This is a genomic window from Hymenobacter aerilatus (assembly GCF_022921095.1).
In the GTDB taxonomy this organism is placed as follows: Bacteria; Bacteroidota; Bacteroidia; order Cytophagales; family Hymenobacteraceae; genus Hymenobacter; species Hymenobacter aerilatus.
Genome location: NZ_CP095053.1, coordinates 335,781 through 360,513, shown reverse-complemented (window position 1 = coordinate 360,513; position 24,733 = coordinate 335,781). Strand labels below are relative to the sequence as shown.

The 24,733-nt window shown below is 58.4% G+C and carries 20 protein-coding genes; 9 read left to right on the top strand and 11 right to left on the bottom strand.

Annotated features, from left to right (window positions below; genetic code table 11):
- Positions 1-178: 178 nt before the first annotated feature.
- Positions 179-1,819 (bottom strand): carboxylesterase/lipase family protein, encoded by a 1,641-nt coding sequence (locus MUN82_RS01475; RefSeq protein WP_245094245.1) that lies wholly within the window; start codon positions 1,817-1,819, stop codon positions 179-181.
- Positions 1,820-2,031: 212 nt separating this feature from the next.
- On the opposite strand from MUN82_RS01475, the gene MUN82_RS01470 reads away from it, so the two are divergent.
- The 3 genes from MUN82_RS01470 to MUN82_RS01460 all read left to right on the top strand — a co-directional run bounded on the left by MUN82_RS01470 (position 2,032) and on the right by MUN82_RS01460 (position 5,271).
- Positions 2,032-2,892, top strand: coding sequence for a dienelactone hydrolase family protein (locus MUN82_RS01470; protein ID WP_245094243.1), 861 nt, complete (start codon positions 2,032-2,034; stop codon positions 2,890-2,892).
- A 79-nt stretch (positions 2,893-2,971) separates the two neighbouring features.
- On the top strand, positions 2,972-3,346 hold the full coding sequence (locus tag MUN82_RS01465) for an L-rhamnose mutarotase (protein ID WP_245094240.1): 375 nt from the start codon (positions 2,972-2,974) through the stop codon (positions 3,344-3,346).
- A 455-nt stretch (positions 3,347-3,801) separates the two neighbouring features.
- The gene (locus tag MUN82_RS01460) at positions 3,802-5,271 is read left to right on the top strand and encodes a carbohydrate-binding protein (RefSeq protein ID WP_245094237.1); all 1,470 of its coding nucleotides are present in this window, start codon (positions 3,802-3,804) and stop codon (positions 5,269-5,271) included.
- A gap of 231 nt (positions 5,272-5,502) precedes the next feature.
- On the opposite strand, the gene MUN82_RS01455 is transcribed toward MUN82_RS01460, so the two are convergent.
- Positions 5,503-7,074 carry a M28 family metallopeptidase gene (locus MUN82_RS01455; protein WP_245094234.1) on the bottom strand — a complete coding sequence of 524 codons (1,572 nt, stop codon included), beginning with the start codon at positions 7,072-7,074 and terminating at the stop codon, positions 5,503-5,505.
- A 73-nt stretch (positions 7,075-7,147) separates the two neighbouring features.
- On the bottom strand, positions 7,148-9,220 hold the full coding sequence (locus tag MUN82_RS01450) for a tetratricopeptide repeat-containing sensor histidine kinase (protein ID WP_245094232.1): 2,073 nt from the start codon (positions 9,218-9,220) through the stop codon (positions 7,148-7,150).
- Positions 9,221-9,521: 301 nt separating this feature from the next.
- On the opposite strand from MUN82_RS01450, the gene MUN82_RS01445 reads away from it, so the two are divergent.
- On the top strand, positions 9,522-11,333 hold the full coding sequence (locus MUN82_RS01445; protein ID WP_245094229.1) for an ABC transporter ATP-binding protein: 1,812 nt from the start codon (positions 9,522-9,524) through the stop codon (positions 11,331-11,333).
- A gap of 7 nt (positions 11,334-11,340) precedes the next feature.
- On the opposite strand, the gene MUN82_RS01440 is transcribed toward MUN82_RS01445, so the two are convergent.
- Positions 11,341-12,207: a DUF4261 domain-containing protein gene (locus tag MUN82_RS01440; protein ID WP_245094226.1), complete on the bottom strand. Its 867-nt coding sequence runs from the start codon at positions 12,205-12,207 to the stop codon at positions 11,341-11,343.
- 347 nt (positions 12,208-12,554) lie between these two features.
- Here MUN82_RS01440 and MUN82_RS01435 point away from each other — a divergent pair, with 347 nt between their 5' ends.
- Together MUN82_RS01435 and MUN82_RS01430 are read left to right on the top strand one after the other, a co-directional pair.
- A complete protein-coding gene (locus MUN82_RS01435; protein ID WP_245094223.1) occupies positions 12,555-13,577 on the top strand; it encodes a hypothetical protein in 1,023 nt (340 codons plus the stop codon).
- Positions 13,578-13,734: 157 nt separating this feature from the next.
- Positions 13,735-14,541 (top strand): alpha/beta fold hydrolase, encoded by an 807-nt coding sequence (locus MUN82_RS01430; RefSeq protein ID WP_245094220.1) that lies wholly within the window; start codon positions 13,735-13,737, stop codon positions 14,539-14,541.
- An 81-nt stretch (positions 14,542-14,622) separates the two neighbouring features.
- Here the strand turns inward: MUN82_RS01430 and MUN82_RS01425 are convergent, their stop codons facing one another.
- The gene (locus MUN82_RS01425) at positions 14,623-15,036 is read right to left on the bottom strand and encodes a tellurite resistance TerB family protein (RefSeq protein ID WP_245094218.1); all 414 of its coding nucleotides are present in this window, start codon (positions 15,034-15,036) and stop codon (positions 14,623-14,625) included.
- 389 nt (positions 15,037-15,425) lie between these two features.
- Between MUN82_RS01425 and MUN82_RS01420 the strand changes: the two genes are divergently transcribed.
- Complete coding sequence (locus MUN82_RS01420; RefSeq protein WP_245094215.1) at positions 15,426-16,127, top strand: hypothetical protein; 702 nt, start codon at positions 15,426-15,428, stop codon at positions 16,125-16,127.
- Between the two features lie 169 nt (positions 16,128-16,296).
- Positions 16,297-17,508, top strand: a complete 1,212-nt coding sequence (locus tag MUN82_RS01415) for a porin (RefSeq protein WP_245094212.1) — start codon at positions 16,297-16,299, stop codon at positions 17,506-17,508.
- Positions 17,509-17,518: 10 nt separating this feature from the next.
- Here MUN82_RS01415 and MUN82_RS01410 read toward each other — a convergent pair whose 3' ends face one another.
- Both MUN82_RS01410 and MUN82_RS01405 read right to left on the bottom strand, forming a co-directional pair.
- A complete protein-coding gene (locus MUN82_RS01410) occupies positions 17,519-18,400 on the bottom strand; it encodes a sterol desaturase family protein (RefSeq protein WP_245094209.1) in 882 nt (293 codons plus the stop codon).
- Positions 18,401-18,634: 234 nt separating this feature from the next.
- The gene (locus MUN82_RS01405; RefSeq protein ID WP_245094206.1) at positions 18,635-19,858 is read right to left on the bottom strand and encodes a PdaC/RsiV family protein; all 1,224 of its coding nucleotides are present in this window, start codon (positions 19,856-19,858) and stop codon (positions 18,635-18,637) included.
- Between the two features lie 117 nt (positions 19,859-19,975).
- Here MUN82_RS01405 and MUN82_RS01400 point away from each other — a divergent pair, with 117 nt between their 5' ends.
- Positions 19,976-20,854, top strand: a complete 879-nt coding sequence (locus tag MUN82_RS01400; protein WP_245094204.1) for an alpha/beta fold hydrolase — start codon at positions 19,976-19,978, stop codon at positions 20,852-20,854.
- A gap of 242 nt (positions 20,855-21,096) precedes the next feature.
- Here MUN82_RS01400 and MUN82_RS01395 read toward each other — a convergent pair whose 3' ends face one another.
- The 4 genes from MUN82_RS01395 to tsaD all read right to left on the bottom strand — a co-directional run bounded on the left by MUN82_RS01395 (position 21,097) and on the right by tsaD (position 24,419).
- The gene (locus MUN82_RS01395) at positions 21,097-21,591 is read right to left on the bottom strand and encodes an HNH endonuclease (protein WP_245094201.1); all 495 of its coding nucleotides are present in this window, start codon (positions 21,589-21,591) and stop codon (positions 21,097-21,099) included.
- A gap of 290 nt (positions 21,592-21,881) precedes the next feature.
- Positions 21,882-22,679 carry a C40 family peptidase gene (locus MUN82_RS01390; RefSeq protein ID WP_245094199.1) on the bottom strand — a complete coding sequence of 266 codons (798 nt, stop codon included), beginning with the start codon at positions 22,677-22,679 and terminating at the stop codon, positions 21,882-21,884.
- Positions 22,680-22,769: 90 nt separating this feature from the next.
- Positions 22,770-23,237 carry an SsrA-binding protein SmpB gene (gene smpB / locus MUN82_RS01385; RefSeq protein ID WP_245094196.1) on the bottom strand — a complete coding sequence of 156 codons (468 nt, stop codon included), beginning with the start codon at positions 23,235-23,237 and terminating at the stop codon, positions 22,770-22,772.
- 174 nt (positions 23,238-23,411) lie between these two features.
- Positions 23,412-24,419 (bottom strand): tRNA (adenosine(37)-N6)-threonylcarbamoyltransferase complex transferase subunit TsaD, encoded by a 1,008-nt coding sequence (gene tsaD, locus MUN82_RS01380; RefSeq protein WP_245094193.1) that lies wholly within the window; start codon positions 24,417-24,419, stop codon positions 23,412-23,414.
- Between the last annotated feature and the right edge of the window lie 314 nt (positions 24,420-24,733).

Sequence of the window (24,733 nt, the reverse complement as noted above, 5' to 3'; positions counted from 1 at the left end):
AGTATAATATAAACACAACAACTTACTAACCAGATTTTTTTGTTTGATTCTACTGTTGCGCTTCTGCCACTACTAGTCGTATTGCGCAGCCTGTACGCGTAGTAGTTTACCACACCGCCCCGAACCACATGTCTGGTTCGGGGCGGTTGCGCAGTAAGTAGCGCCTACCCCCTTGCACTTATCTGCTTCTTTGCTGTTCCATAAACAAGTAGCGCGGGCGGGTTTTATCAGGTTCGGCCTGCGTTTTCACATCAATGCGCAGTACCTGCCCGCTGCTGGCCTGAGGCCAGGTGGGCAGTCCGGCCCCGTTGGGGTTGCCAGTTTTGATGAAGTTGGCAAAGTACGTTTGCAATGTGTTGGACACTTGGCGGTCATCCGGAGTCCAGGCGTATACTTTGTTGGTGCTCAGGTTGCCGAGGGCGTATTCTATTTCGGCAGAGTGCACTGCTCCTTTTGCTGGGGGCGCCTTGGGAGCATCAGCAGCTTGCTTTACCACGCCTCCAGCCAAGCCGGCGGTGGCGTTGCCCATTTCGGGCGTCATGGCGGGGCGGGGACGCGCATAGAGGTAGCGGTAGACGGGCTGGCCACCGGTTTGCTGCTGCATTTCGGCCCACTTCCAAGTGCTATAGGCAATGAACCGGTCGCCGGCCAAGTCAGTAGCGGCCTGCTCCACTTCGGCGTCGGTGGTAGCAGGGTAGGCTTTTTGCGCGGCAGCAGCCTGGTCGCCGTAGAGCTTCTGCAAGGTTTTGGTGTAATTGGCCACCGTGGGCTGATCCTGACCCAGCAGCGCCTGGTAGCCCATTTCCTGCGAGTTCCAACCTACCAGCAGCGGCACACGCGCCTGCTCGCTTGCGACAAACGTGGCCGTGGGCATCTTCGTAAAAAAGTAGCCATCGAGGGTAGGCGCGAAGCGGGCCGTTCCCGGCTTGCCGGTAGCCTCTAGCAGTTGCTGGGCCGGCAGCGCGCGCAGCGCGGCCAACGAACCAGCGCCCAGGCTGGTAGCAAAGGCTACCCCGGTTTGCTCAGCTTCGGCCAAAGGCACAGGCCCGAAACTCGTGTTCAGCATGGAGCCACTCTCGCCAATAGCCCGCGCAAACAATGCTTTAGACAGCGGCGAGGCCATCTGCGCACTCACCGACATCGACCCGGCCGACTCCCCGGCAATAGTCACTTGCTTTGGGTCGCCGCCGAAGGCCGCAATGTTTTGCTGCACCCAGCGCAGGGCCGCACTCTGGTCCAGAAAGCCGTAGTTGCCGGAGGCATGGTGGGGCGACTCTTTGGTCAACTCGGGGTGGGCCAGGAAGCCGAATACGCCCAGTCTGTAGTTGACCGTGACGGCCACGATGCCGCGCCGTGCCATGCTCTCGCCGTCGTAACGCGGCTCCGAGCCGTCGCCGGCCACAAAGCCGCCACCGTAGAAATACACCAGTACCGGCAGCTTTTCGCGGCCCGTTTTGGCGGGGGTCCACACGTTCAGGTAAAGACAGTCCTCGCTCACACCGTCAGAGCGGAAATTCATGTCGCCAAATAGGGGGAGCTGCATGGCGCGCGGGCCGAACTGCTTGGCAGAACGTACGGTAGTCCAGTTTTTCACGGGCTGCGGCTCGCGCCAGCGCAGTCCGCCTATGGGCGGCGCCGCAAACGGCACGCCCTTAAACTCGTGGATGCCGCTGGCTGCTGTGGCGCCTTCCAGCGGCCCGTTGGCCGTTTGCACCCGGTTGCGGGTGAGGTCGGTGGCAGGGGCCGTTTTGGTTTGCGCTATGGCAGTGGCTGGCACCAGCGGCACCGCCAGTAGGGCCGCGAAAACGAATAGCTTCATAGGATAGGGATGGGAAGGGAAAAGAGCAATACATACGCGTGGCCTGTGGCCCCGTTTGCTGATGTTAGCAGGAATACGCACCAAATGCAAGCTACCTGCTCTATATTAGACTACCGCTTCTACCAAGGAGCCCTCGCGGGCATGTATGCTGTCTACCCCGGCGTTGCCTACGGCTTGCCTCACCCCTACCCTCTCACCGTTTTCTTCCTTCTATGGATCAGCGCATTATCAATCTATTTGATGAATACACCCACGCCCCGCTCTCGCGCAAGGAGTTTCTGGAGCGGCTAACCAAGCTGGTGGGTAGCACGGCGCTGGCCGCCACGGCCCTGGCCGCCCTGGAGCCCGGCTACGCTCAAGCCGCTACTATAGACACCACCGCTGACGACTTACTGACGGAAACCGTGACGTGGCCTGGCGCGGCCGGCGTGACCATGAAGGGCTACCTGGCGCAGCCGAAGAAAAAGAAGAAGCGCGGGGCGGTGGTGGTGATTCACGAAAACCGAGGCTTGACGCCGCATATTCAGGACGTGACGCGGCGCGTGGCTCAGGCCGGCTACCTAGCTCTGGGTGTAGATGCGCTGTCGGAGTTTGGCGGCACGCCGGCCAACGAGGACGAGGGCCGCCAGCTCATTGGCAAGCTCGACGCCGACAAAACCCTCCAAAACTACCTGGCGGCCCTCGCCTACCTGCGCGCTCGTCCCGACTGCAACGGCCGCACCGGCTGCGTAGGCTTCTGCTGGGGCGGCGCTATGGCCAACAAGCTCGCTACCCACGACCCCAAGCTGGACGCAGCCGTGGCGTACTACGGCACCCAGCCTAAGGCCGAAGATGTGCCCAACATCAAAGCTCGCCTGTTGCTGCACTACGCCGGCCTGGACGAGCGAGTAAATGCCGGCATCCCGGCCTACGAGGCCGCCCTGAAGGCCGCCAACATTCCCTACCAGCTCTACGTGTACGAGGGTGTGAACCACGCCTTCAACAACGACACCTCCCCGGCCCGCTACAATGCCGCTGCTGCGCAGCTGGCCTGGCAACGCACGCTGGAGCTGTTCAAAAAGCAGCTGGGCTAAGCCCAAACCACCACTGACAACGCCCGCACCACCTCACCTCCTCGCGAGACTTTTCCTCTGTTCACTTTCTCTTGCACAAATGGGATACCCTGAAAAACCCCACCCTACCCCTTACAAACGCTACTGCAAAGCCCTTAGCCTCCAGCCCAATCCGGAACTGCTGGCTACTTACCGGAAACTGCACTCCCCCGAGGGCGTTTGGCCCGAAATAGCGCAGGGAATGCGGGAGGTGGGCATCCTGCACATGGAAATCTACCTAGTCGATAATCAAGCCTTTATGATTATGGACACTGTGCCTGACTTCGACCACGATACCGCTATGCAAACCCTGGCCACCAAGCCTCGGCAGGCCGAGTGGGAAGCCGTGGTATCGGCATGCCAGCAAACTACCGCCACGGCCACCGCCGCCGAAAAGTGGCGCCTGATGGAGCGCATCTACACCATGGACGTATAGCCGCAGGCTACTCCTCAGCTGCCCTTGCATTGCCCTACCCACCGCCTGGGGGTAGGGCAATGTGCTTTTTAGTACTTTCCTGATTGGCGAGCTGCAGATTTTTTTCGAAAAAATTTCGGCGTACGCGGCTTGTTTCCCTTGTTTAGTAGGCAGTAGGTGCATGCAGACAACAGAGGCACTTTTACCCGTGCAGTCGGAAATGCAGGCCCGCGCCACGTGTGCGGCAAGTGTATAGCTGCGGATACGCATAGTATGACCGAAGTATTTTCTGTGTGCGGCGGCGCGGCGTGAGCTATTGTATTTTGTCCGGAAAGTTGGAACATTTGGTTGCTTTCGGTGCTGTGCTACCCTACTCGGTACCAATGCTGACCGGGCCTTGGCCCCACCCTCTGTGCCGCCTCTGCCGGCCCCCTACCCTTGCTCTTTCTTTCCTTTCCACCAAAATCTCCACTTCTATGAAAAACACGCTTACCAAACTTCTGGGCGCTGCACTATGCTTAGCTGGCCCAGTGGCCGTGCAGGCCCAAACCTACCAGCAGGTGTGGGCCGATGAGTTTACCAACGGCATCAGCTCCAGCTGGAAATTTGAAACCGGCGGTGGCGGCTGGGGCAACAATGAGAAGCAGTATTATCAGGCCGCCAATGCTACGGTAGCCAACGGCATCTTACAAATCACGGCCCGGAAGCAGACGGTAGGCGGCATGCCCTACACCTCGGCTCGCATGATTACCAAGGGCATCAAGGAGTTCACCTACGGCAAGATGGAGGCCCGCATCAAGGTACCGCTGGGCCAAGGCCTGTGGCCGGCGTTTTGGATGCTGGGCGGCAACATCGACCAAGTAAGCTGGCCTCGTTGCGGTGAAATCGACATCATGGAGCACATCAACTCCGAAAATAAAATCTACGGCACGCCGCACTGGGACAGCAATGGCCACGCCGAATACGGCGGCAACACCTCCCTCGACCTCTCGGGCTACCATGTGTACTCGGTGGAGTGGGACGCCAGCGCCATCCGCTGGTTTGTGGATGGCGTGAAGTACCACGAGATGAGCATTCTCAACAACGTGGGTAGTACCGAGGAATTTCACCGACCGTTTTTCTTGCTGCTGAACCTGGCTGTGGCCGGCAACTGGCCCGGCCAGACCGTAGACGAAAGCAAGCTGCCCGCTACCATGTATGTCGACTACGTGCGGGTATACCAGAAAACCGGCGGTACCACGACGCCTACCTCCACTACCATTCAGGCTGAGAGCTACGGCAGCATGAACGGCGTGCAGCTGGAAAACACCACCGATACGGGCGGCGGCCAGAACGTAGCCTACATCGACGCCGGCGACTGGATGGCCTACAACAACGTGAGCTTCCCTACTTCCGGCGCCTACAAGATTGAGTACCGCGTGGCCAGCCCCAGTGGCGCTACCCTGTCGTCGGACCTAAACGCAGGCTCCACCCAACTCGGAAATGTGAGCATTCCGGCCACGGGCGGCTGGCAGAACTGGACCACCGTGTCGCAGACCGTGAACGTGAATGCGGGCACCTACAACTTCGGCGTGTTTGCCCAAACCGGCGGCTGGAACTTCAACTGGCTACGCATCACAAAGGTGACAACGGCTACCCTCTCTGCCGCAGCCACTGCCAAAGACGGCGGCGCGGCAGCCGCTACCTTGCCTACCTCGCTGGGCGTAGAGGTGTACCCTAACCCGCGGGCGGCGGGCACGCCGCTGCTACTGCGCTTGCAAAACCCTGACCCAACTACCCCGCTCACGGTGCGCGTTACCAATGCAAACGGGCAGCAGGTGTGGCAGCAAACTACTTCCGAAAGCACCTTAGATCTAGGTAAAAAAGCTACCCTACCCAGTGGCGTGTATATGGTGCAGGTGTCTAGTGCTACGGAAAAGGTAGTGAAGAAGCTGGTGGTACTATAAATATTCTCTGTCATCCTGAGCATTCCGCGCATCAAGCGGCGACGAAGGACCTTCTCACGCAAGAACGAGTCGTTGTTATGATGGTCGTTCTAGTGTGAGAAGGTCCTTCGTCGCCGCTTGATGCGCGGAATGCTCAGGATGACACACGATTATTTCAGTATAACAAATGGTTACAACAAAAAAGGCGGTCAACTTGACCGCCTTTTTTGTTGTAACCTTAAAGGTATCAGCTTACCGCTGACCTACTGTCTTGGCAGTGGATAGGGCTTTGCGGGGTAGCTTTTGGTCGCGCATGGCGGCGTTATATACGAAGGTGGCTACTACCACCGAAGCCTGCTTGAGGTCTTCGGGGGGTAGGCGCTCGTAGGTGTCCATGTTGGTGTGGTGGGTACGCGTGCCGTAGTCGAGTGGGTCCTGGATGAACTGAAAGCCAGGCAGGCCCACCGCGTCAAACGACAGGTGGTCGGTGCCGCCGGTGGTGCGGGCCGTAACGGTGGTAGCGCCCAAGTCGTTGAGGGGCTGGAGCCAGGAGGCGAAGATGGGCATCACGCCCTCGTTGCCCTGGGCATAGATACCACGGATTTTACCGGCACCATTGTCGAGGTTGAAGTAGGCCGCCAGCTTCTCGTGCTCGGGCTTGAGCTGCATGGTAGCAGGGTCGGCGAAGTGGTTTTTCACGTAGTTTTTGGAGCCGTGCAATCCTTGTTCCTCGGCGCTCCACAGCGCAATGCGAATGGTGCGGCGGGGCTTCACTTTCAGAGCTTCCAGGATGCGAACGGCTTCCATCATGATGGCGCAGCCAGCGGCGTTGTCGGTGGCGCCGGTGGCGGCGTGCCAGGAGTCGAGGTGGCCACCCAGCATCACGATTTCGTTTTTCAGCTTCCGGTCGGTGCCGGGGATTTCGGCTACCACGTTGTAGCCCTTCAGGTCCTGGGTCTGAAACTTGGTTTTGGTTTCCAGCTCCACTTCCACCGGAATGCCTGCCTCTACCAACCGAACCATGCGTAGTTGGTCTTCGGTGGCCATTTCCAGCTCGGGTAGCACCGGCTGAGCATCGGCGGCGTAGGGGGCGCCGTTGCTGGTGAAGTAGGTGCCTACCGAGCCACCGCGGGGGTTGCTGAGCACGGCAGCGGCGCCTTCGCTAATGAAGAACGGTGCCAGCTTGCTGCGCAGCGCGGCGCGGGCGCGCATGATTTCGCGTTGCTCGTCGGTCATGGAGGGGCGGCGGGGGGTAGCGTCGGCGGCTACGGGCGCGGCCATTTTTTGCAGCTCCTCATCGGTGTAGCGGCGGGCATCGGGCTCCAGGCCCAGCTTCGGCATGGAGGTTACTTCGGTTATAATCACCTTATCGCGCAGCTGGCCTTTGTATTTGTCCAGATCAGCCTCCGAACCCACTTTCACCAGCACCACTTGCTTTTTGACGGGGCCGTTGGTGGAGGGCGTCCAGGCCTTCGGCGTGCCCAGCATAGCCTGATAGTAGGGCTTGGTCATGGCTACGTAGGACTTTTCAATTTCCCAGCCCCGACCAAAATCACCCCACGCCTCGATGTTAGCCTTGGCGAGGCCCCAGTCGGTGAGCTGCTTTTTGGCCCACTCGCTGGCGCGCATCAGGCCAGGTGAGTTAGCCAAGCGCGGGCCGCTCACATCGGTCAGATAGAAGGCCGTTTCCATCACCTTGGAGCGGTTCATGCCTTCATCTTTGATCTTGGCGACCATGGCCTGATCTACCTTTTCGGCCTGTTGCGCCAGCGCCGGGGCACTGCACGCCAGCACGCCCAGCAGGGGTAGTACTACGTTTTTCATACTCTTCGCGAAGAATGGTTTTGGAACAGAACGCGGCGCACGGTGGCCGCGGATGAGGGACACAGAACCTGCATTACGGTTGCGCCGGGTTCATCTCGGCATCCGGCAGCGTGACGCAGAACTCCGTGCACTCTCCTACCTCGCTCTCTACTGTGAGCGTGCCGCCGTGGCCTCGCGTGATGATGTCGTAGCTTAGCGACAGGCCCAGCCCCGTGCCCTCGCCGGCGGGCTTGGTGGTGAAGAAGCGTTGGAAAATATTGGGTAGGTCGGCCGCCGGAATACCCGGCCCGTTGTCGCGCACCCGGATTTCCACCTGCCCTGCGGTGCGTTTGGTGCTTAGCTTCACCTGCGGCACGTACTCTTCGCCGGGCAGCTGCTGCTGGCGCTGCTGCACGGCGTAGAACGCGTTGGCAAACAAGCCGATCAGCGCCCTACCTAGGTCGTGGCGCACCACGGGTACGCTGCCCACGGCCGGGTCAAGCTCAAAAAACAGGGCCACCGCAAGGTAGCGGTGCTTAGCGCGCAGGTCGTGGTAGGTGATGCGCAGGTAGTCCTCGGCAAACCCGTTGAGGGCGGTGGGTTGGCGCGGCCCCGGCTGGGCGCTGGCATATTCCAGCATACCGCGTACAATCACATCGGCTCGCTGGCCGGCCTGCACAATATTGGTCTGGTGCTGGGCCAGGTTTTGCAGCATCTCATCCAGATATTCCCCGTCTTCCAGGTAGGTGGCGCACCGGGAAAACTCGCCGCGCAGCTCCTGGCACAGCTGCTCGCTGATGCCGGCCAGCTCGCGCACGCGCTGCACAGGGTGGCGCACCTCCTGGGCCACGCCGTTCATGAGGTCGCCCAGGGCGGCCATTCGCTCGCGCAGTACCAGCTGGCTCTGGGCTATCTTCAGTTCTTGCAGGGTGCGGCCCAGTTCGTCGCGCTGCTGGGTAAGCTCGGAGGCCTGCCGCGATATTTTCGCGTTGAGGCCCTGCAATCGATGGTTGGCCAAGCGCTGCACCCGGTTTCTGCGCCAGAGCAGCAACGTAGCCAGTGCCAGCACACTTACCACCGCCACCAACACAGCTACCCGTATGTGCTGTTGCAGTTGCGCCTGTCTCTCTTCCAGCAGCTGCAAGCGCTGCTGCTCAGCAAAGCCAATAGCGTCCAGCTGCTTGATGCGCTGCGGATTGTGCAGACTATCGGCCGCGGCTACCATAATGCGCATGTATTTCAGCGTGCTATCGTTTTGTCCGCGGTTGGTAAAGAGTGCAGCCAACAAGTTGCTGTTGCGCATCACACCTACCATAAACGGCAACGACTGCCCCACGGCCAGGGCTTTGCGGGCGTAGTAGATGCTGGAGTCTGGCTGCTGGCGGAGCTGATATAGCTCGGCCAAATACTGGTAGGCCCGACTCTGGCTGCGCCGGTCGTTTTCGGGCACGGCCGCCTGGGCGCTCAGGTGGTAGTAACGCATGGCTTTATCTGGCTGATTCCGCATGCTGGCCAGCAGTCCCATTTCACGCAGTACGTAGGGTAGTGGGGTGCCCCAGCAGCTATGGCCTACCGTGCGTGAGCGAACCGTCAGCCCATACGCGCGTCGCAGAAACAGCTCGGCCGCGTCCAGCCGATTCAGCAGCATGTAGCTGGTGCCGATATTGGTGAGCACACTGATCAGCTGCGAATCGTCGCCAATACCTTTTTCATAGATGCGCTGCGCCTGGAAAAAATAGTCTAGCGCAGGCTGGCCATCGTCGAGAGCGTAGTAGAGCAGGCCGGTTTGGTTGAGGGTGCGGGCAGTGCCTTCCTGGTCGTGGCCGGCCTCGTTGAGGCGCAGAGCCTGCAGGTTCACCCGCAGGGCCTGGGGCAGATTGCCCCACTCGCCCAGCAGCATCCCAATGCGCGACAGGCACCGCCCCTCGCCCTTGGGGTAGGACAACTGCTGAGCCAGGCGCAGCCCCTGCCGGGCGTAATACTGCACCGAGTCGAGGCGGGAGTAGCGGTAGGAAGCGCTGAGGTCGGCCAGCAGCAGCACCCGGCTGGTATCGGCAGTGGCTTGGGCCAGAGCTTGGTGTAGTGCCTTTGTTTGCGGACTTTGGGCCCGCGCTGTTCCGGTTAGCAGCATCGCCCACCAGCACAAGAAAAGTAGACGGTGCTTCATGCCCAGAGCAAAGACGAAATGACAGAAAAGGTGTGGCCAAGCAGGCAGACTGCTGCTGTAAAAATAGCGCAGCTGACAGCCTGAACAGCATTTCCTACCCCTGATTTTTCTGGATCAGCAGCATTTCCTTTGCCGGCTGCTATTGCATGAGAAAACTACTATTGTTCTAACTACTACTCTGCTGGAATCAATTGCAAGCATACACAAACGTTCGTTGGTAGAGCGCGGCTATCTAGCTACTGAATAACCCCACGCCCTGCTCCCGCGTCTAACCGGCTACTTCTCCTCCAAGCCGATTCGCATGAGCCTCTGGCAAATTATCCAACGCCTCCTACCCTACGTCCGGCCCTACTGGCGGCTGGTGCTGGGCACCTTGTTACTCACACTAGTCGGGTCGCTGGCGGCGCAGGTGAATCCGTTTGTGCTGCGCTACACCGTGGATACGGTGCAAACCATGCTCAACCGGAACCAAGCCTTGGCACAGGGCGCTACGCTGCTGGCGGGCATTAGCGCGGTGCTATTGGTGAAGGAGGTAGTGAATGCCTTCATCCAGTTTGGGCAGAAGTTCTACGGGGAGCGGATTCGCATTAGCATTTCCACTACTCTCTCGCAGGCCGCTATTCATAAGATACTGAGTTACCAATTGGGCTTTTACGCTAGCGGCGGCAACCAGACGGGCAAGCTCCAAACCCGCATCGACCGGGGCGTGGAGAGCCTGATGAAGCTGGTGCAGAACTTCTTCATCGACATTCTGCCGCTGTTTGCCAATGCCGTGGTGGCGCTGGTAGTCATGTTTTTTGCCAACGTGTACGTGGGAATCACGGCCGTGCTCATCCTACCCATCTACTTCTGGCTTAGCTACGCCCAGGCCGATAAGCTCAACGGGGTGCGGCGCACGCTGCGCCGCCTGCGCGAGGAGAAAAACCAGGGCCTCGTCAATATTATTGATTCGGCGGTGGTCATCAAGAGCTTTGTGCGCGAAGATTATGAGGAGGAAAAGCAGAATGGTCTGCAACAGCAGCTGGTAACGGCCCAGCTCCAAACGCGCAAAACCAACTTTCTCTACGACGGCCTCAAGACCTTTGTGGAGCAGGTAGGCGTGGTGCTCATCATCATCCTGACGGCCTACCTGGTGCTCGACCGGCAGATCAGTATTGGGGCCATTATGTTCCACATTCTGCTGTTCAACAACGTGTCGGCGCCCATCCGACAACTGCACCGCATCTACGACGAGATGAACGACGCCCTCACCTACTCCGAGGGTTTCTTCAGCATCCTCGACGCCGAGGACCAGACCGAGCCTACCGGTGCCCTCCTCCCCGACCACCTGCACGGCACCTTCGAGCTGCACGATGTGTCGTTTGCCTACCCCAGCGGCACGGCCGCCCTGCACGGGGTAAACATGCGCATTGAAGCTGGCAAGACCACGGCGCTGGTAGGCCTCTCGGGCGCCGGCAAGAGCACCATTATCAACCTGCTTTGCAAGTTCTACACGCCCGACAGCGGCACGCTCACCCTCGACGGCCAGCCCCTGTGCGACTACGACACCCACGCCCTGCGCCAGAGCTTGGGCCTGGTGCTACAGAAAAACCACATTTTCAAGGGCACCATTGAGGAGAATATCCGCTACGGCAACTTCTCGGCTAGCTTTGAGCAGGTGCAGGCCGCTGCCCGCAGCGCCTACCTCCACGACCAGATTGTGGCCCTACCCCAGCAGTACCAGAGCGACGCTCAGCAGCTCTCGGGCGGGCAGCAGCAGCGCATTGCCATTGCGCGCCTGTTCCTGAAAAACCCGCCCATCATCTTCCTCGACGAGCCCACGGCCTCCCTCGACGCCATTGCCACCGAGCAAATCAAAAATTCCCTTGATGCCATCAAGCAAGGCCGCACGGTGGTCATCATCTCCCACAGCCTCGCCCAAATCGTAGATTCGGACTGCATCTACGTGATGAAGCAAGGCCGCATGGTGGAAAGCGGCACCCACGACGAGCTATACGATCTAAAAGGGACCTACCGCGAAATCTTCGATGCCTCAGCGCGGAGCCTTAATATCGAGAAGCTGGCGCGGGTGCTGGTGGATGATGGGGATGAGGTGGCAGATACGGCGGGGTAGAAAAGAATTATGAAGCCTGTGTTTCCAAATCGATGACAATGCGCGTAGGTGCTACTGCCGCATCAGCGTAATAGCAGGTCCACTTGTCGTTCACCGAGAGACCTTGAATTGTATTTCCTGGTTCGATGACAGCTCCGTTTTGATAAATGTAGTTAGCATAACTCCACAGTTTACCTACTACTTCGTTCGGTTCAAAATCCCGAAAACGAATCTGAAAATCTGGCAGACCTAAGGAATGCAGTCCTAATGTATCCACAAACATTTCCTCCTCCGTGCTATTAGCGACATTAAAAAAGCGCACGTTTACCAATCCATTCAGCACATCTGGTTCTTCCTCTGCCAGAGCGAATACATAGGCAAATGGCTCTACCAGCTTATCGCTCTGCGTAAAATAAACCGCCTGTGGTTTGGTAGCTTTGATTAGGGCCGAGAGGAATTTTTGGAAGTACTCCACGCGCTTTTCGTAATCTAAGCCGCGCGACATAAAATCGGTAACCAAACATTCCTGTTTACATGTTTTAATAACATCCGCAGCCTCAGGCCAATGCCAGCTCTGGGTCAACGCTACCGCTACGGATTGCGGGTCAAACGTTGAATCTTCTGCCATAAATAGTGCGCCTTGTGCTGGAACACCACCATCTTGATAATTAAATACATAATCAGAAAAGATATAGAGTAAGGTGCGCTCTAGATTATCTGCTTCTTCAAAATTTTTAAACTCCTTTCGTAACTCAGCAACTATTCGCTCTTTATCTAATTGTATTTCATCAGCAAACAAGAGCTTGGCGTAAAGCATTTGCGGAACATTTTCCACAGTATCTTCCTCTTGCTTATCCGGTTTAGTTTCTTTTTTGAAGAAGTCAAATAATCCCATGTTGCAGTAGGTAAGTGTCGCCGAAGATTCAAGATTCTAAATTACATAATAGCAGCTGTCTTCCTTACCCAACCACTACCGCCATGACCCAGCTCACTATCACCCTACCCGACGACTTAGTCCAACGGGCCGCAGCCTGGAGAGCCTGCTGGAAGCGCACCTGACGAATCTACTGCAAGCGCATTACCAAACGCCACCTGTACTACCGCAGGCATAGAGGCTACCGAACTACACTGGAAAATTAGCCCCGAATTGCAGTACGCTGATGGAGTTAGTCACGCAGAAGTTGGAGCCGGGCGGGCGCTTGGCAATCTTTGCACGTTGCTTTGCCCTAACTGCTCCTGCCGATGCTGCGTTCTTACCGGATTGCTCTTGTCCTGCTGCTTCTCCTACCCGCCACGTTGACCAGCGCCCAGCGGAAAGCTCCGCTCAGCATCCACACGCTCCGCCTACCCGCAGAAATAGCCGACCGCAACAACCAGTTTTCTGGGCTGTTTACCTACGGCAATCAACTGCTATTACTCTCCGAGAGCCGGTTGCAGGACCGGGCGGAGGCTAAGGTGTACGGCATCGACCTACCCAGCCTGGACCGGCAGTTGGCAGATACCACGCAGGCGCTGACGTATCAGAAATACGCTATCCAGCACCTGGATAAGATACGCGCCCGCCTCGACTCGGCTTGTCAGGAATACGAGGGGCTGGAGGGCATTACGTTGGTAGGCGACACGGCGTATTTCACCATCGAAACCACTACCCCCTCCACCTATTGCTACCTGATCAAAGGCGCGGTGCACGCAGCCAGCGCCACCATCGTGCTGGATACGGACTACCTGGTGCCGCTGCCCAAGCCGGCCCTTACGGACAACTCTCACATTCACAACGCCGGTTTCGAGGCGGCTACGGGCTACAACAAGAGCCTGTTGCTGTTCTTTGAGTACAACTACTTTCGGCACGACAACTACGCCTTGCGCATCCCCAACGCCACTCGCCTGCCCGATATCCCGCAGCAGGTACCGGTACAGCGCCTACCCTTCCGCATCACCGATTTGGTGTATGAGGGCAAGAACCGCTTCACGGCCATCAACTACTTCTACAACGGCGCCGACGACAGCGTGTACCGCCCTACCCCCACCGACCCCAATGCTCGCCTGGTGCTGGATGGCAACGGCAAGTATCAGAACTACTGCCGCCTCATCAGCCTGCACTACAAACGCGATAAGATTAGTTGGAAGCCCTTGCTTGAGCTACCTCGTGAGTATATGACCTACAATTGGGAAGGCTTAGCAGCCTACCGCGGCGGCTATTTCCTGATTAACGATAAGTACGGTCCTTCCGGGAGGTCTACCCTGCTGTACATGGGGCGTAGGTAGGCGCTGGGGGTAGGGTGGATTGCGTTAGAACGGTCATGCTGAGCACAGTCGAAGCATCTCTACCATGAGTAACTTCTGACGATTAAATTACTGCTACGGTAGAGATGCTTCGACTGCGCTCAGCATGACCGTTCTATTCGGCTATTAATCTGCTGCTATGCGCTGCTATATTACTTTTTTATTTTTGCTACTGAGCCAGTTGGTGCACGGGCAGAAGGCCGTACCCTACGGCCATAATACCGCCGCCGGCCACTATGCTACCGTACGCGGCGTGAAGCTATACTACGAAACCTACGGTGCGGGCGCCCCCCTACTGTTATTGCACGGCAACGGGGGTAGCAGCCAAGACTTTGCGAAAAACATCCCCTACTTCGCCAAGCACTACCGCGTGATTGCGCTCGACAGCCGCGCCCACGGCCGCTCCGTGGATGCTGGCGACTCGTTGAGCTTCGAGATGATGGCCGACGACTGCGCCGCCCTGCTCACTCAGTTGCGTCTCGATTCGGCCTACGTGCTGGGTTGGAGCGACGGCGGCATTACGGCGCTGGTGCTGGCCCTACGCCACCCTGGCAAAGTGAAACGACTGGCTGCCACCGGCGCCAACCTGTGGCCCGACTCTACCGCCCTCACCCCGGAGCTGTGGCAGCAGATGCGCCGCGGCTACCGCGAAGGCCAGGGCCAGACTTTCACCGACGCCAAGCGCCGAAACGACTGGAAAGTATTCTTGCTCGATTGGAAGGAGCCGCACGTGCCGCTTTCAGCGCTAGCCAGTATCAAGGCGCCTGCTTTCATCATTGCTGGCGACCGAGACGTGATTCGGGCCGATCATACGGTGGCTATTTACCAGAGCCTACCCCGCGCCTGGCTCTGGATTGTGCCCAACAGCAGCCACGGCACTCTGCAAGAGCACGCCGACGAGTTCAACCGAAAAGTCAACCAGTTTTTTCGGGCACCCTTTCAATAGCCTACCCCTACAAAGCAGCAGGTGCCTGATACAGGCTATCAGGCACCTGCTGCTTTGTAGGGGTAGGCGTGCGGTTTTCGCTTAGCTTACCGTAGGTGGGTTATTGGGGACGGGACCATTGCCTGACAATTGACTGACCATATCGTCGAGCAGTTGTTTGCTGTAGCCAATACGCCGCGCGTAGTCCAGACACAGATCGTACTCGCGAGCGTCCATGTTGCCATCCTGCAACATCATTTGCACCAGCGTTTGCAGCTCCAGGGTTTTCTGTGGTCCATCGGCGGGTACAATGAAGCTGAGTACCGCCAGATTATCGGCTAAGGGCGCTACTTCTTTGGCCGTGAGGCCTATCCGATTGCCTACTTCAATTAGAAACTGGCTTTCTTCTTCTTGCAGCTCACCATCGGCGGCGGCCAGTAAAAGCAGGTTCTGAAAAAAGGCGAGTTTCTTCTGTTGCGTATTCAGCAGATCTTCGAGCGTGCGGGTATGTTGCATGATATTCTAAGGCTGTTTGTGTAATGTATTCCTGGGTACCTTCTCAGAAAGGCAGGTAGGGAACAGGGATTATTTCAACGCGAGCTTCCGCGCAAGGTTATTCCCCACTCCATGTAGCTCGAGCCACTGCGGAGTAGCCTGGTTTGCCTACTGTCTGCACTGCCTCCTTGCCTAAGCCACGGCGGCAGCTCAAGAAACGCTTGGCAGTCAGAGCGTCTCCTCCCCATTCACAGGATGAGGTAGGCGTTTTGGTTTTAGCCTATAGCTCATGAATATTTTATCTGCATTGGCAACGAGCCTTCCGACGAATCTGGTCTGCTTGCCGTACATAGCTCATCGGTACGCCTTGCACAAACCCAGGCACGACCTTCACCTTCCCTACCCTTCGCATGTATACATTCACCGTAGAGCGCCTGTCTTTTGATACCCTCACGGAGCTGCCCAACTCCTGGCAGCCGCAGGACTATAAAGCCCTTCTCGTAAGAACTGGCTACGACAATCCCGACGAAATAGCGCCCAACGAACTGAAGGATATGGCCCTGATGAGCCTCACCGATCTGGAACCCGCCGAAGCGGCTCAGCTAGTATTGGAACATCTATTTGAAGACCAGTTGACGGCAGGCCAGATAGAAAACCTGGCTCACCAGATGCTGACCGAGAAGCTGTGGGAAGAAAACCCGGAGCTGGACCAGCACGAAGGATTTTTCAAGGCCACACAACTACTCTACACCGCCTATAATGGTAAGTTTCCGCGCGCCGAAGCGGTGCAGTTTCAGGTGAAACTTACGGCCCCCGACGCGGCGGCGCTATCTATTTTCGACACGGCGCCCGAAGCACCGCTACTACGTCTGCTTGCCCAAGGTATGCCCGACAACACGCTTCTGAAGCGCCTGTTTCACGAGCAGCTTGATGGCAATAGCTTTCCCGAAGCTCCAGCTATTCTCTGGCAGCTCACGCCCAGCCAGCAAGCAGAAACGTCGGTGGTATTTGATGTGGTTAGCTCAGCCTACTGGCTCGATGACTTCAAATATGCTGACACCTACGAGGCCACCACGCAGCCTGATACAGCGGCCGCTACCGACGAGGAATAATCCGTCATCAGGCACTGATATGGGCGGCTCTACCAAGGTAGGGCCGCCCGTATGCGTTATTAATCATTGACGCTCAACCACCCAACTTACAATTGGTAACATTCGCTTAATAACAGGGCAACAATCAAGTAATAGGTAATGCCGCACTTTGCGTCAGCATTACCTAATCATGAAGAAACTGTTATTCCTCTTTCTGCTGCTCATTGCCGGAACGGTGTACGGCCAAACGACCAGCGCGCCGGTTTCTCCTGAGCAGGCCCCCGCCAAGCAGTGGTTTCAGTCGGTATCGGTGCGCGGCTACGCGCAGGCGCGCTACAACCGATTGCTGGAAACCAACCCCGACCTGACGTGCGAGCAGTGCGATAAGTCGTGGGGGCGCAACGGGGGCCTTTCCCTGCGGCGGGTGCGCCTCATCTTTTTTGGCCAGCTGCACGAGCGAGTCTATTTCTACATCCAGCCCGATTTTGCCAGCACCGTCAGCGGCAGCTCTACCCTGCACGTAGGTCTGCTGCGCGATGCCTATATTGATGTAGGGCTGGACAAAGCCAGTCAGTTTCGGGTGCGGGTAGGGCAGAGCAAGATTCCATACGGTTTCGAGAACATGCAATCCAGCCAAAACCGCCTACCCCTGGACCGCAACGACGCACTCAACAGCTCCGTGGCCAACGAGCGGGACCTGGGGGCTTTTGTATACTGGGCCCCCACCGCCGTGCGCAAGCGGTTTGCGAAGCTGGTGAAAGACGGCCTGAAAGGCTCCGGCGACTACGGCGTAGTGGGCGTGGGCGTGTTTAATGGCCAAACGGCCAACCGGCCCGACCTGAACAACCAGCGCCACGTGGTAGCCCGCGTTACGTACCCGCTGGAGGTAGGCCAGCACATCATCGAGCCGGGCTTGCAGGCGTATACCGGCGAATATGTGGTGGGCAAAGACCAGCTGTCCAGCGGCGTGAAACACCGCCCCGATTTGCGCTACCCCGACCAACGCATGGCGGCCACCTTTGTGCTCTACCCCCAGCCCTTTGGCGTGCAGGCTGAGTACAACATAGGTCGCGGCCCCGAGTTCAACCCGCGCACCGACAGCATCGAAACCCGCCGCTTGCACGGGGGCTACATCATGCTCAACTACCGCTTGCACTTCCGGCAGCAGCAGTTCTACCCCTTTGTGCGGGCGCAGTACTACGATGGCGGTAAAAAGCACGAGCGCGACGCACGCAGCCACACGGTGCACGAAGCCGAGTTTGGTGTGGAGTGGCAGCCTTTTCCCGCTTTCGAGTTAGTCACGATGTACACACTGTCTTCGCGCCGGTTCGAGGACTTTCAGCGGCCCGACAACCACCAGCGCGGCGGTTTGCTGCGCTTGCAGGCCCAGGTAAACTTTTAAGCTGCAGTCCCTACCCGGCCAGTTCGTCGAGCGGGGTGGTAGGCCAGGGCCGGTCGGGCACAGTGCCGTCAAAGCGGGTCCAGGGCTGGAGCGGCTCGATGGGCATGACGAGCAGATGACGCACGGTTTGCGCGGCCGCATCGGGGTAGGCCGGCATACCGATTTCCACTTGCTGCTGCGGCACGTTGAGGCGCAGCGTGCGGTGCAGCCGGTCCCACAGGCTTAGCACCACCCCAAAATTGCTTTGCGTTTCGCGGTGCACTACGGAATGATGAATGCCGTGCGCCCGCGGCGTAATCATCCACGCGGCCAACGGGCGTTCCACCACTACGGGTAGGCGGGTGTTGGAATGATGGAAGGCAGTGCAGGCCTCAAACACCGCCTCGTAGGCAAGCAGCACGCCGGGCCGCACGCCCAGCAGCATGGGCACGCCACCGCGGTACGGGATGCTGGCCAGCATCTCGCCCACATGGAAGCGCCAGCCCGTGCTCAGGTCCATGTCCAGGTCGGTGTGGTGCACGCGGTGCAGGCGCCATAGCAGCGGCGCGTGCAGCAGGCGGTGCCAGGAGTAGGCCACGTAATCCAGAATGAGCAGCTCGGACAGCAAGCGCACCGGCTCTGGCCATCCCAGGCGATTCAGCCCCCAGCGCCGACGGGCCGCCACCTGCGTGAGGCCTACCATAGCCGGCAACAACCCCAGGCGCAGCCCCACGAGCGAGGGCACCGACACGCCTACATTACGCGGCCACCGCTCGGTACGTGGCCGGGTGCGCCGCCGCAACGGCCACACCGTTTCGCCCACAAATACAGCTACAGCTACCACCGCCAGCACCGGTGTTGCCCAACGGTCAAACTGTTTCAGCAGCGGCGAGTTGACGGAGAAAAAACGCATGGGATGTTGAGTTGTGAATTGTTGATACGTGGGTTGGCCGCGTAGCGGCCAAAGGGTTGTAGCTAGGCCAGATGAAAAGAGCCGCGCTGGATAGCGGTACAAGGCTGCTACAAGGGCGAGGATGCAGCACAGATACTTCTTGCGCCGCTACGCGACGCATCATTTTAAAGACAGCATTTCCTACAACCCTTCGGCCGCTACGCGGCCACCCTACATATCTGCACTATCCGCAACTTATAGGGCCCTACCCTCTTCCAGAGGCAGACCGGGTTGCAGCAATGGCCGCAGCTCCCGCAGTGGCACAAACACCCGGACTTCGCCATACGCATAGGCGGCCACCTCATAGGGCTGGTATACGAACACGGCCCCGCCGCTAGTCAGGTACACATTGCGCGTCACAGGTAGCGTTTCGTCGAACAGGGCATTGCGCAGCGGCTCGTTGGGCTTCAGGCCCAGGCTAGGGCGAGCGTAGCGTGCCAGTAGCGCTTCCAGGCGCGGCGCAGCCTCGGGCCGGAAGATGGCCGCATACGGCAGCGGGCGGCCGGTGCGGGTATCGAAGCTAAGCACGTGAGTACCATAGTTACCGTGGGCGCCGCCAGTGTAGGAATAGTTGAAAATACCCAGGCTCAATAAGTTACCCGCATTCCAGAGCACGTAGGTGTCGCGCTCGTCGGTGTAGTTCAGCATGGCCATGGGACGGCGGCTGGCGCGGCTGGTATCGGCCTCCATCTGCTGAAACACCGCCTTCATATCCTCCTGATAATCGTTGAAGAAGACCCGCCGCATGTTTTCCCAGATAGTAGGCAAAGCCGGCGCACTTCCCGCAAACACCGTGTCGCCGCGCAGCAGGTGCAGCAGGTTGCTGGCGAGGGGTTGCTGGTTGCTAGTGGGTAGGAGCGCGTGCAGGCTGATGCGGCCCCATACGCTGTCGGCGGGGTGCTGGGGTCGGGCGCGTACTGAGTCGCGGAACACCTGCGCGTCGAAAGCAATGCCCTCACTGGCAGAGAGAGGCTGGAGGCGCACGGCCCGGCCTGCCCGCGTGCCTACCCAGGCCGTGCCCTCCCGGCGCAGACGCCACACCGGGCCGTAGCCGTTGGCGTTCAAGTGTGCGTGGCTGGCGTCGCGCAGCACCAGGCTGTCGAGGGTGCCGGTTGGGCTGCTGGCCAGCTCGAAAGGCTGCCCGTCGGGACCGGCGTAGAAGCCAATCACCCGCCCGATAGACGGTGCATCGCCCCCGCTCCCTAGGTTTTGCAAGTGCACCGTTACGCTATCGGTAGCGCCGGGCAGCAGGGTGTGGTATTGCCGGTACCAAACAGCAGGTGCGGCGGAGGCCGCGGGTTTGGAGGTGGCTGCGGTAGTACCAGCAGCGGTATGCTGGCTGGATGTATCAGACTGGCAGCCCATTAGATATAGACCGATCAGGACCGCGCAACAGCTGTTGTTTCTTCTGAGAGACATGGAAAAGAAAGGAAAAGCACAAGCTCGTATAAAATCTTGACATCGGCCTTCTCTACGCAAAGCTGCACCGTATAGGTCACAAACGCATTTAGTTTTCCACAACCAAACTCCCCTACCATGAGCTTTATCAGCGTTGGCCAAGATGCCAAAGGTCAAGATATCAACTTACACTACGTCGATTTGGGACAAGGCCCAACCGTTGTACTCATTCACGGCTGGCCACTAAGCTACGAGTCCTGGGAGTATCAACTGAACGAATTGCCGAAGAATGGCGTGCGCGTAGTGGCCTACACCCGCCGGGGCTTCGGCCACTCCGATAAGCCCTGGAATGGCTACGATTACGATACCCTGTCCGACGACCTGAAAGCCGTGCTCGAAGGCCTCGACCTGCAAGACGTAACGCTGGTAGGCTTCTCGATGGGTGGCGGCGAAGTGGCCCGCTACATGAGCCGCCATCAGGGCGCGCGCGTGTCTCGCGTAGCCTTCGTTTCGGCCGTGACGCCCTACCTGCTGAAAACTGACGACAACCCCGACGGTGTTGACAAATCGACGTTCGACGATATGGTAGACGGCCTCAAGAAAGACCGTCCCGATTTCCTGACCACCTTCGGCAAGCAGTTCTACGGCGACGGCTTGCTGAGCAACCCCGTTAGTCAGGCTACCCTCGACTGGTCGCAGTCGTTGGCCTTGCAGGGGGCGCCTTACGCCTCCGAGCAGTGCGCCCGCGCCTTCAGCGAAACCGACTTCCGCCAAGATCTACAGACTATCAAAGTACCCGTGCTGTCTATCCACGGCGAGGATGACAAAACGGTACCGTATAAGAACAGCGCCAAGCGCCTAGATCAGTACCTAAGCCACGCCACCCAAATCGTGTACGACGGCGCCCCCCACGGCCTACTCGTGACCGATAAGGAGAAGCTCAGCCAAGACCTACTCACCTTCGCCCACGGTTCCGAAAGCTTCGACCGCACCGATTCGGAGCAGGATCAGTACTAGGCTGAATCACCTTTAAAGCACTAGTAAAACTCTCCTCGGACAATGTCTGGGGAGAGTTTTTTACTTCTACACCCGCCTGTCATCCTGAGCAGCGCGAAGGACCTTATACCCGCAGAACGAGTCGTTGTGACGCCTGCTGCTCTCACGTGAGAAGGCCCTTCGCGCTGCTCAGGATGACAGACGGGTTTTTAGCCTCCTTCTCAAAAAAAGAGCACAAAAAAGCCGGTAGCAGCGCTACCGGCTTAGTTGAGATAGGCGTGCCAGTTCTGATCTATGGTGCCGGCACTGAGCTTGAGGAAACCAGAGAGGGTAGGCTTCTTGGGCATCTGTCTAATGACGAGGCCGGCCTCTTGGGGGGTGCGGTGGCCCTTGCTGTGGTTGCAGCGCGAGCAGGCCGTAAGCAGATTGTCCCAGTTGGAAGTGCCGCCGCGCGAGCGGGGCAGCACGTGGTCGAGCGTCAGGTTTTTGGTGGAGCCGCAGTACTGGCACTCAAAGTTGTCGCGCTTCATGATGTTGTGGCGGCTTAGGGTGATGCCTTTGTAGGGCACCCGCACGTAGCGCTGCAACCGGATGATGCTCGGCTTAGGGTAGGACTGACTGATGGTGCGCAGGGCGCCGTGCTCGGAGTTAGCCACCATTTCGGCTTTGTCGAGGTAGAGCAGCACAAACGCCTTTTGCACGCTACACAGAGTAATGGCGGTGTAGTCGCCGTTCAAGACAAGCACTTTCTGATCCATACACTTTATGAGGAATCTAACCAACGAAAGCTAGGTGATTCTCAGCGTATAAACAAGCAGTAAAGTGGTGTAAATGGTTCACAAAAAAGCGTCTGTCCTTCTGAGTTTGCGAAGGACCTTCTCACGGCAGAACGATGAACGCCAGGACGAGTCGTTAGGAGGCTTGTCCACCTAAGCAGCGCGAAGGACCTTCTCATGATAAAACGAGTCGTTGTTACGAGCGTCGTTCACACGTGAGAGGGTCCTTCGCGCTGCTCAGGACGACAGCCGTATTAGTAACTCAATCTCACCTATAGCACCCGCCGAATGAGGCGCAGGGTGTGGGAATATTTTTGCCGGTCGCGGCGGAAGATGCCGTTGTGGTCTAGGGGGTCGATGCGTACCTCGCCGCTGGCGTGCAGGATGCGCTGGTCTTCCAGCACCATGCCCACGTGGATGATGCGCCCCTCAGCATTATCAAAAAAGGCCAGGTCGCCGGGGCGGGCCTGGGTCACGAAATGCACCGTTTGGCCCAGTTCTACCTGTTGGCGGGCATCGCGGGGGAGCTGCACACCCACCAGCCCAAAGAGTTGCTGCATCAGCCCCGAGCAGTCGATGCCGAACAGGCTCTTGCCGCCCCATACGTAGGGCGCTTTCAGGTGCAACTGCCCTACCTTCAGAAGCAGCGCGAGGCGCTTGTCTAGGTCGCCGTGCGGGCCGTGACCATTTTGGGGGTTGGTGGCGGCACCGTTGTAGAAGAGCTGCTGCTCGCCCAGGCGCAGGGTCATGCCATCGAAAAAGGGTAGGCGCGAGCCAATAATAACGGGCACGCGGGTAGTGGCGTCGCTCACTATCTGCACTAGGTCCAGGCTACGGGGGTGGTCCTGGGCTTTCCACGCGTCCAGGTACTCCGCCGACACGGGCGTGTGCTGCTTACCATCAATCCAGCCCACGTACTCGTCGGCAGTGCTGCGGATTTGTTGCCAGGCGCCTTGCACCAGCAAAATGGAGTAGCACTCGCCAAACACCAGCTCCGTTACCAGCTCGGCCTTGTCGCTGGGCTCGGCCCGCACCGGCATGGTGCTCAACGCACAGATTCCGTGTTCCAAAAGGTGAAATTGTGAAAGATGAAGTTGTGAAGGTAGAAAGGTGCATTGACGAAAACGATTTTCTCAATGTCGCCTTTCTACCTTCACCTTTTAGTATTCCCGCGCGCGGGCCATTTCGCGCTTCTGGTCTTTGGCTTTCAGATCTTCGCGCTTGTCGTAGAGCTTTTTACCCTTAGCTAGCGCAATTTCCAGTTTGGCAAAGCCCCGGTCGTTCACAAACAGGCGGATGGGAATGATGGTGAGGCCTTGCTCTTGGGCTTTGCCGGCCAGTTGGCGCAACTCCTTCTTATTGAGTAGCAGCTTCCGCTCGCGGGTGGGCTCGTGATTATTGTAGGTTCCTTCAGTGTATTGAGCAATGCGCAGGTTGTGCACCCACAGACTGCCATCACCGTGGAACGTGCAGAAGCCATCCTGCAAGTTCACGTTGCCCTCGCGGATGCTTTTTATCTCAGTGCCTTGCAGCATCATACCAGCGTCGTACTTCACCAGAAACGCGTATTCGTGGCTGGCGCGGCGGTTTAGAATATTAATGCGCTTGGGTTTCTCTTCTTTCTTCATTGCAGATGGTGCAGATTCTCGGGATTGCGCGGCCAGCCAGGTAGGGCCTTCGCGGAGTGGGTAGGGATATAGGGACTCACTACAACGGTAAGGGAACGGCGGCGTTGCGCCAAATAGACTATTCGGCGAAAGAGCTTTTTCTCAAGCTCACCATTAGCCCGCCCCCTACCCTACTCACAGCTTCAGGCGCGGGTCGGGGCTGATGAGTTGGTCGGTAAATTGGCCGGCCTGGTACTGGAAGTGGCCGGTCATGGCGACCATGGCGGCGTTGTCGGTGCAGAACTCAAAGTCGGGGATAAACACCTGCCAGCCTTCCTCGGCGGCCAGCTCTTGCAAGGCCGTGCGCAGGCCCGAGTTGGCGGCCACCCCGCCGGCCAGGGCCACTTGCCGGAGCTGCTGGTCGTGGGCAGCGCGGCGCAGCTGACGCATCAAGGTTTGAATGATGGTGTATTGAATACTGGCGCAGAGGTCAGCCAGGTTTTCCTGCACAAAGTTTTCGTTTTGCTGCGTTTGCTGACGCAGGAAATACAGCACCGACGTTTTCAGGCCGCTGAACGAAAAGTCGTAGCCCGGCATGGCGCCCACCGGAAACGCGAAGCGGGTAGGGTTGCCCTGGCGGGCCAGCTTGTCGAGGTGGGGGCCACCGGGGTAGGGCAAGCCCAGCAGCTTGGCGGTTTTGTCGAAGGCCTCGCCGGCCGCGTCGTCGATGGTCTGACCGATGATTTCCATTTCCATGGCGCTGCGCACCACCACCAGCTGGGTGTGGCCGCCGCTCACGGTGAGGCACAGAAACGGAAAGGCAGGCTTCGGGTCCTTGATGAAGTGGGCTAGAATGTGCGCCCGCATGTGGTTAACGGCCAGCAGCGGTTTGTCCAGGGCCAGGGCAAACGTTTTGGCAAACATGCTACCCACCAGCAACGACCCTAAAAGGCCCGGCCCCTGCGTAAACGCCACCGCGTCGAGGTCGGTTTTCGCTACCTTTGCGCGGCGTAGCGCCTCCTGCACCACCGGAATCAGGTGTTGCTGGTGGGCGCGCGAGGCCAGCTCGGGCACTACCCCGCCGTACTGCTCGTGCACTTGCTGTGTGGCCACCACGTTGGACAGGATTTCGCCGTTGGCCATCACGGCCGCCGAGGTGTCATCGCACGACGACTCAATGGCCAGAATAAGAGGAGCATTCATAATCAGAAACTAAAAGCGGCACCGGTGGCGTACTTGATTGGCAAGACAACCAACGGTACAGACTGCAAAGGTCGCGGAAAACGTTAAACCCTAAAGCAGGACAATCGTCAAACTTTTACCTGAACAATTCGTGTAGGGCTTGGGTGCCCGGCTATGCGGAGCGTTTACTCCTGGCGACTGTCATGCTGAGCTTGCCGAAGCATCTCTACCGTGACTAAATTCTAATAACAACGAAGCGGTAGAGATGCTTCGGCAAGCTCAGCATGACGTTCTGTTAGTTATTTCATTCTACCCCGCGTTAAAATCCGCATCTT

Excerpts from the sequence above, each read along its gene's own strand:
- MUN82_RS01475 (WP_245094245.1), bottom strand. The coding sequence starts at position 1,819 with ATGAAGCTATTCGTTTTCGCGGCCCTACTGGCGGTGCCGCTGGTGCCA.
- MUN82_RS01470 (WP_245094243.1), top strand. The coding sequence starts at position 2,032 with ATGGATCAGCGCATTATCAATCTATTTGATGAATACACCCACGCCCCG.
- MUN82_RS01465 (WP_245094240.1), top strand. The coding sequence starts at position 2,972 with ATGGGATACCCTGAAAAACCCCACCCTACCCCTTACAAACGCTACTGC.
- MUN82_RS01460 (WP_245094237.1), top strand. The coding sequence starts at position 3,802 with ATGAAAAACACGCTTACCAAACTTCTGGGCGCTGCACTATGCTTAGCT.
- MUN82_RS01455 (WP_245094234.1), bottom strand. The coding sequence starts at position 7,074 with ATGAAAAACGTAGTACTACCCCTGCTGGGCGTGCTGGCGTGCAGTGCC.
- MUN82_RS01450 (WP_245094232.1), bottom strand. The coding sequence starts at position 9,220 with ATGAAGCACCGTCTACTTTTCTTGTGCTGGTGGGCGATGCTGCTAACC.
- MUN82_RS01445 (WP_245094229.1), top strand. The coding sequence starts at position 9,522 with ATGAGCCTCTGGCAAATTATCCAACGCCTCCTACCCTACGTCCGGCCC.
- MUN82_RS01440 (WP_245094226.1), bottom strand. The coding sequence starts at position 12,207 with ATGGGATTATTTGACTTCTTCAAAAAAGAAACTAAACCGGATAAGCAA.
- MUN82_RS01435 (WP_245094223.1), top strand. The coding sequence starts at position 12,555 with ATGCTGCGTTCTTACCGGATTGCTCTTGTCCTGCTGCTTCTCCTACCC.
- MUN82_RS01430 (WP_245094220.1), top strand. The coding sequence starts at position 13,735 with ATGCGCTGCTATATTACTTTTTTATTTTTGCTACTGAGCCAGTTGGTG.
- MUN82_RS01425 (WP_245094218.1), bottom strand. The coding sequence starts at position 15,036 with ATGCAACATACCCGCACGCTCGAAGATCTGCTGAATACGCAACAGAAG.
- MUN82_RS01420 (WP_245094215.1), top strand. The coding sequence starts at position 15,426 with ATGTATACATTCACCGTAGAGCGCCTGTCTTTTGATACCCTCACGGAG.
- MUN82_RS01415 (WP_245094212.1), top strand. The coding sequence starts at position 16,297 with ATGAAGAAACTGTTATTCCTCTTTCTGCTGCTCATTGCCGGAACGGTG.
- MUN82_RS01410 (WP_245094209.1), bottom strand. The coding sequence starts at position 18,400 with ATGCGTTTTTTCTCCGTCAACTCGCCGCTGCTGAAACAGTTTGACCGT.
- MUN82_RS01405 (WP_245094206.1), bottom strand. The coding sequence starts at position 19,858 with ATGTCTCTCAGAAGAAACAACAGCTGTTGCGCGGTCCTGATCGGTCTA.
- MUN82_RS01400 (WP_245094204.1), top strand. The coding sequence starts at position 19,976 with ATGAGCTTTATCAGCGTTGGCCAAGATGCCAAAGGTCAAGATATCAAC.
- MUN82_RS01395 (WP_245094201.1), bottom strand. The coding sequence starts at position 21,591 with ATGGATCAGAAAGTGCTTGTCTTGAACGGCGACTACACCGCCATTACT.
- smpB (WP_245094196.1), bottom strand. The coding sequence starts at position 23,237 with ATGAAGAAAGAAGAGAAACCCAAGCGCATTAATATTCTAAACCGCCGC.
- tsaD (WP_245094193.1), bottom strand. The coding sequence starts at position 24,419 with ATGAATGCTCCTCTTATTCTGGCCATTGAGTCGTCGTGCGATGACACC.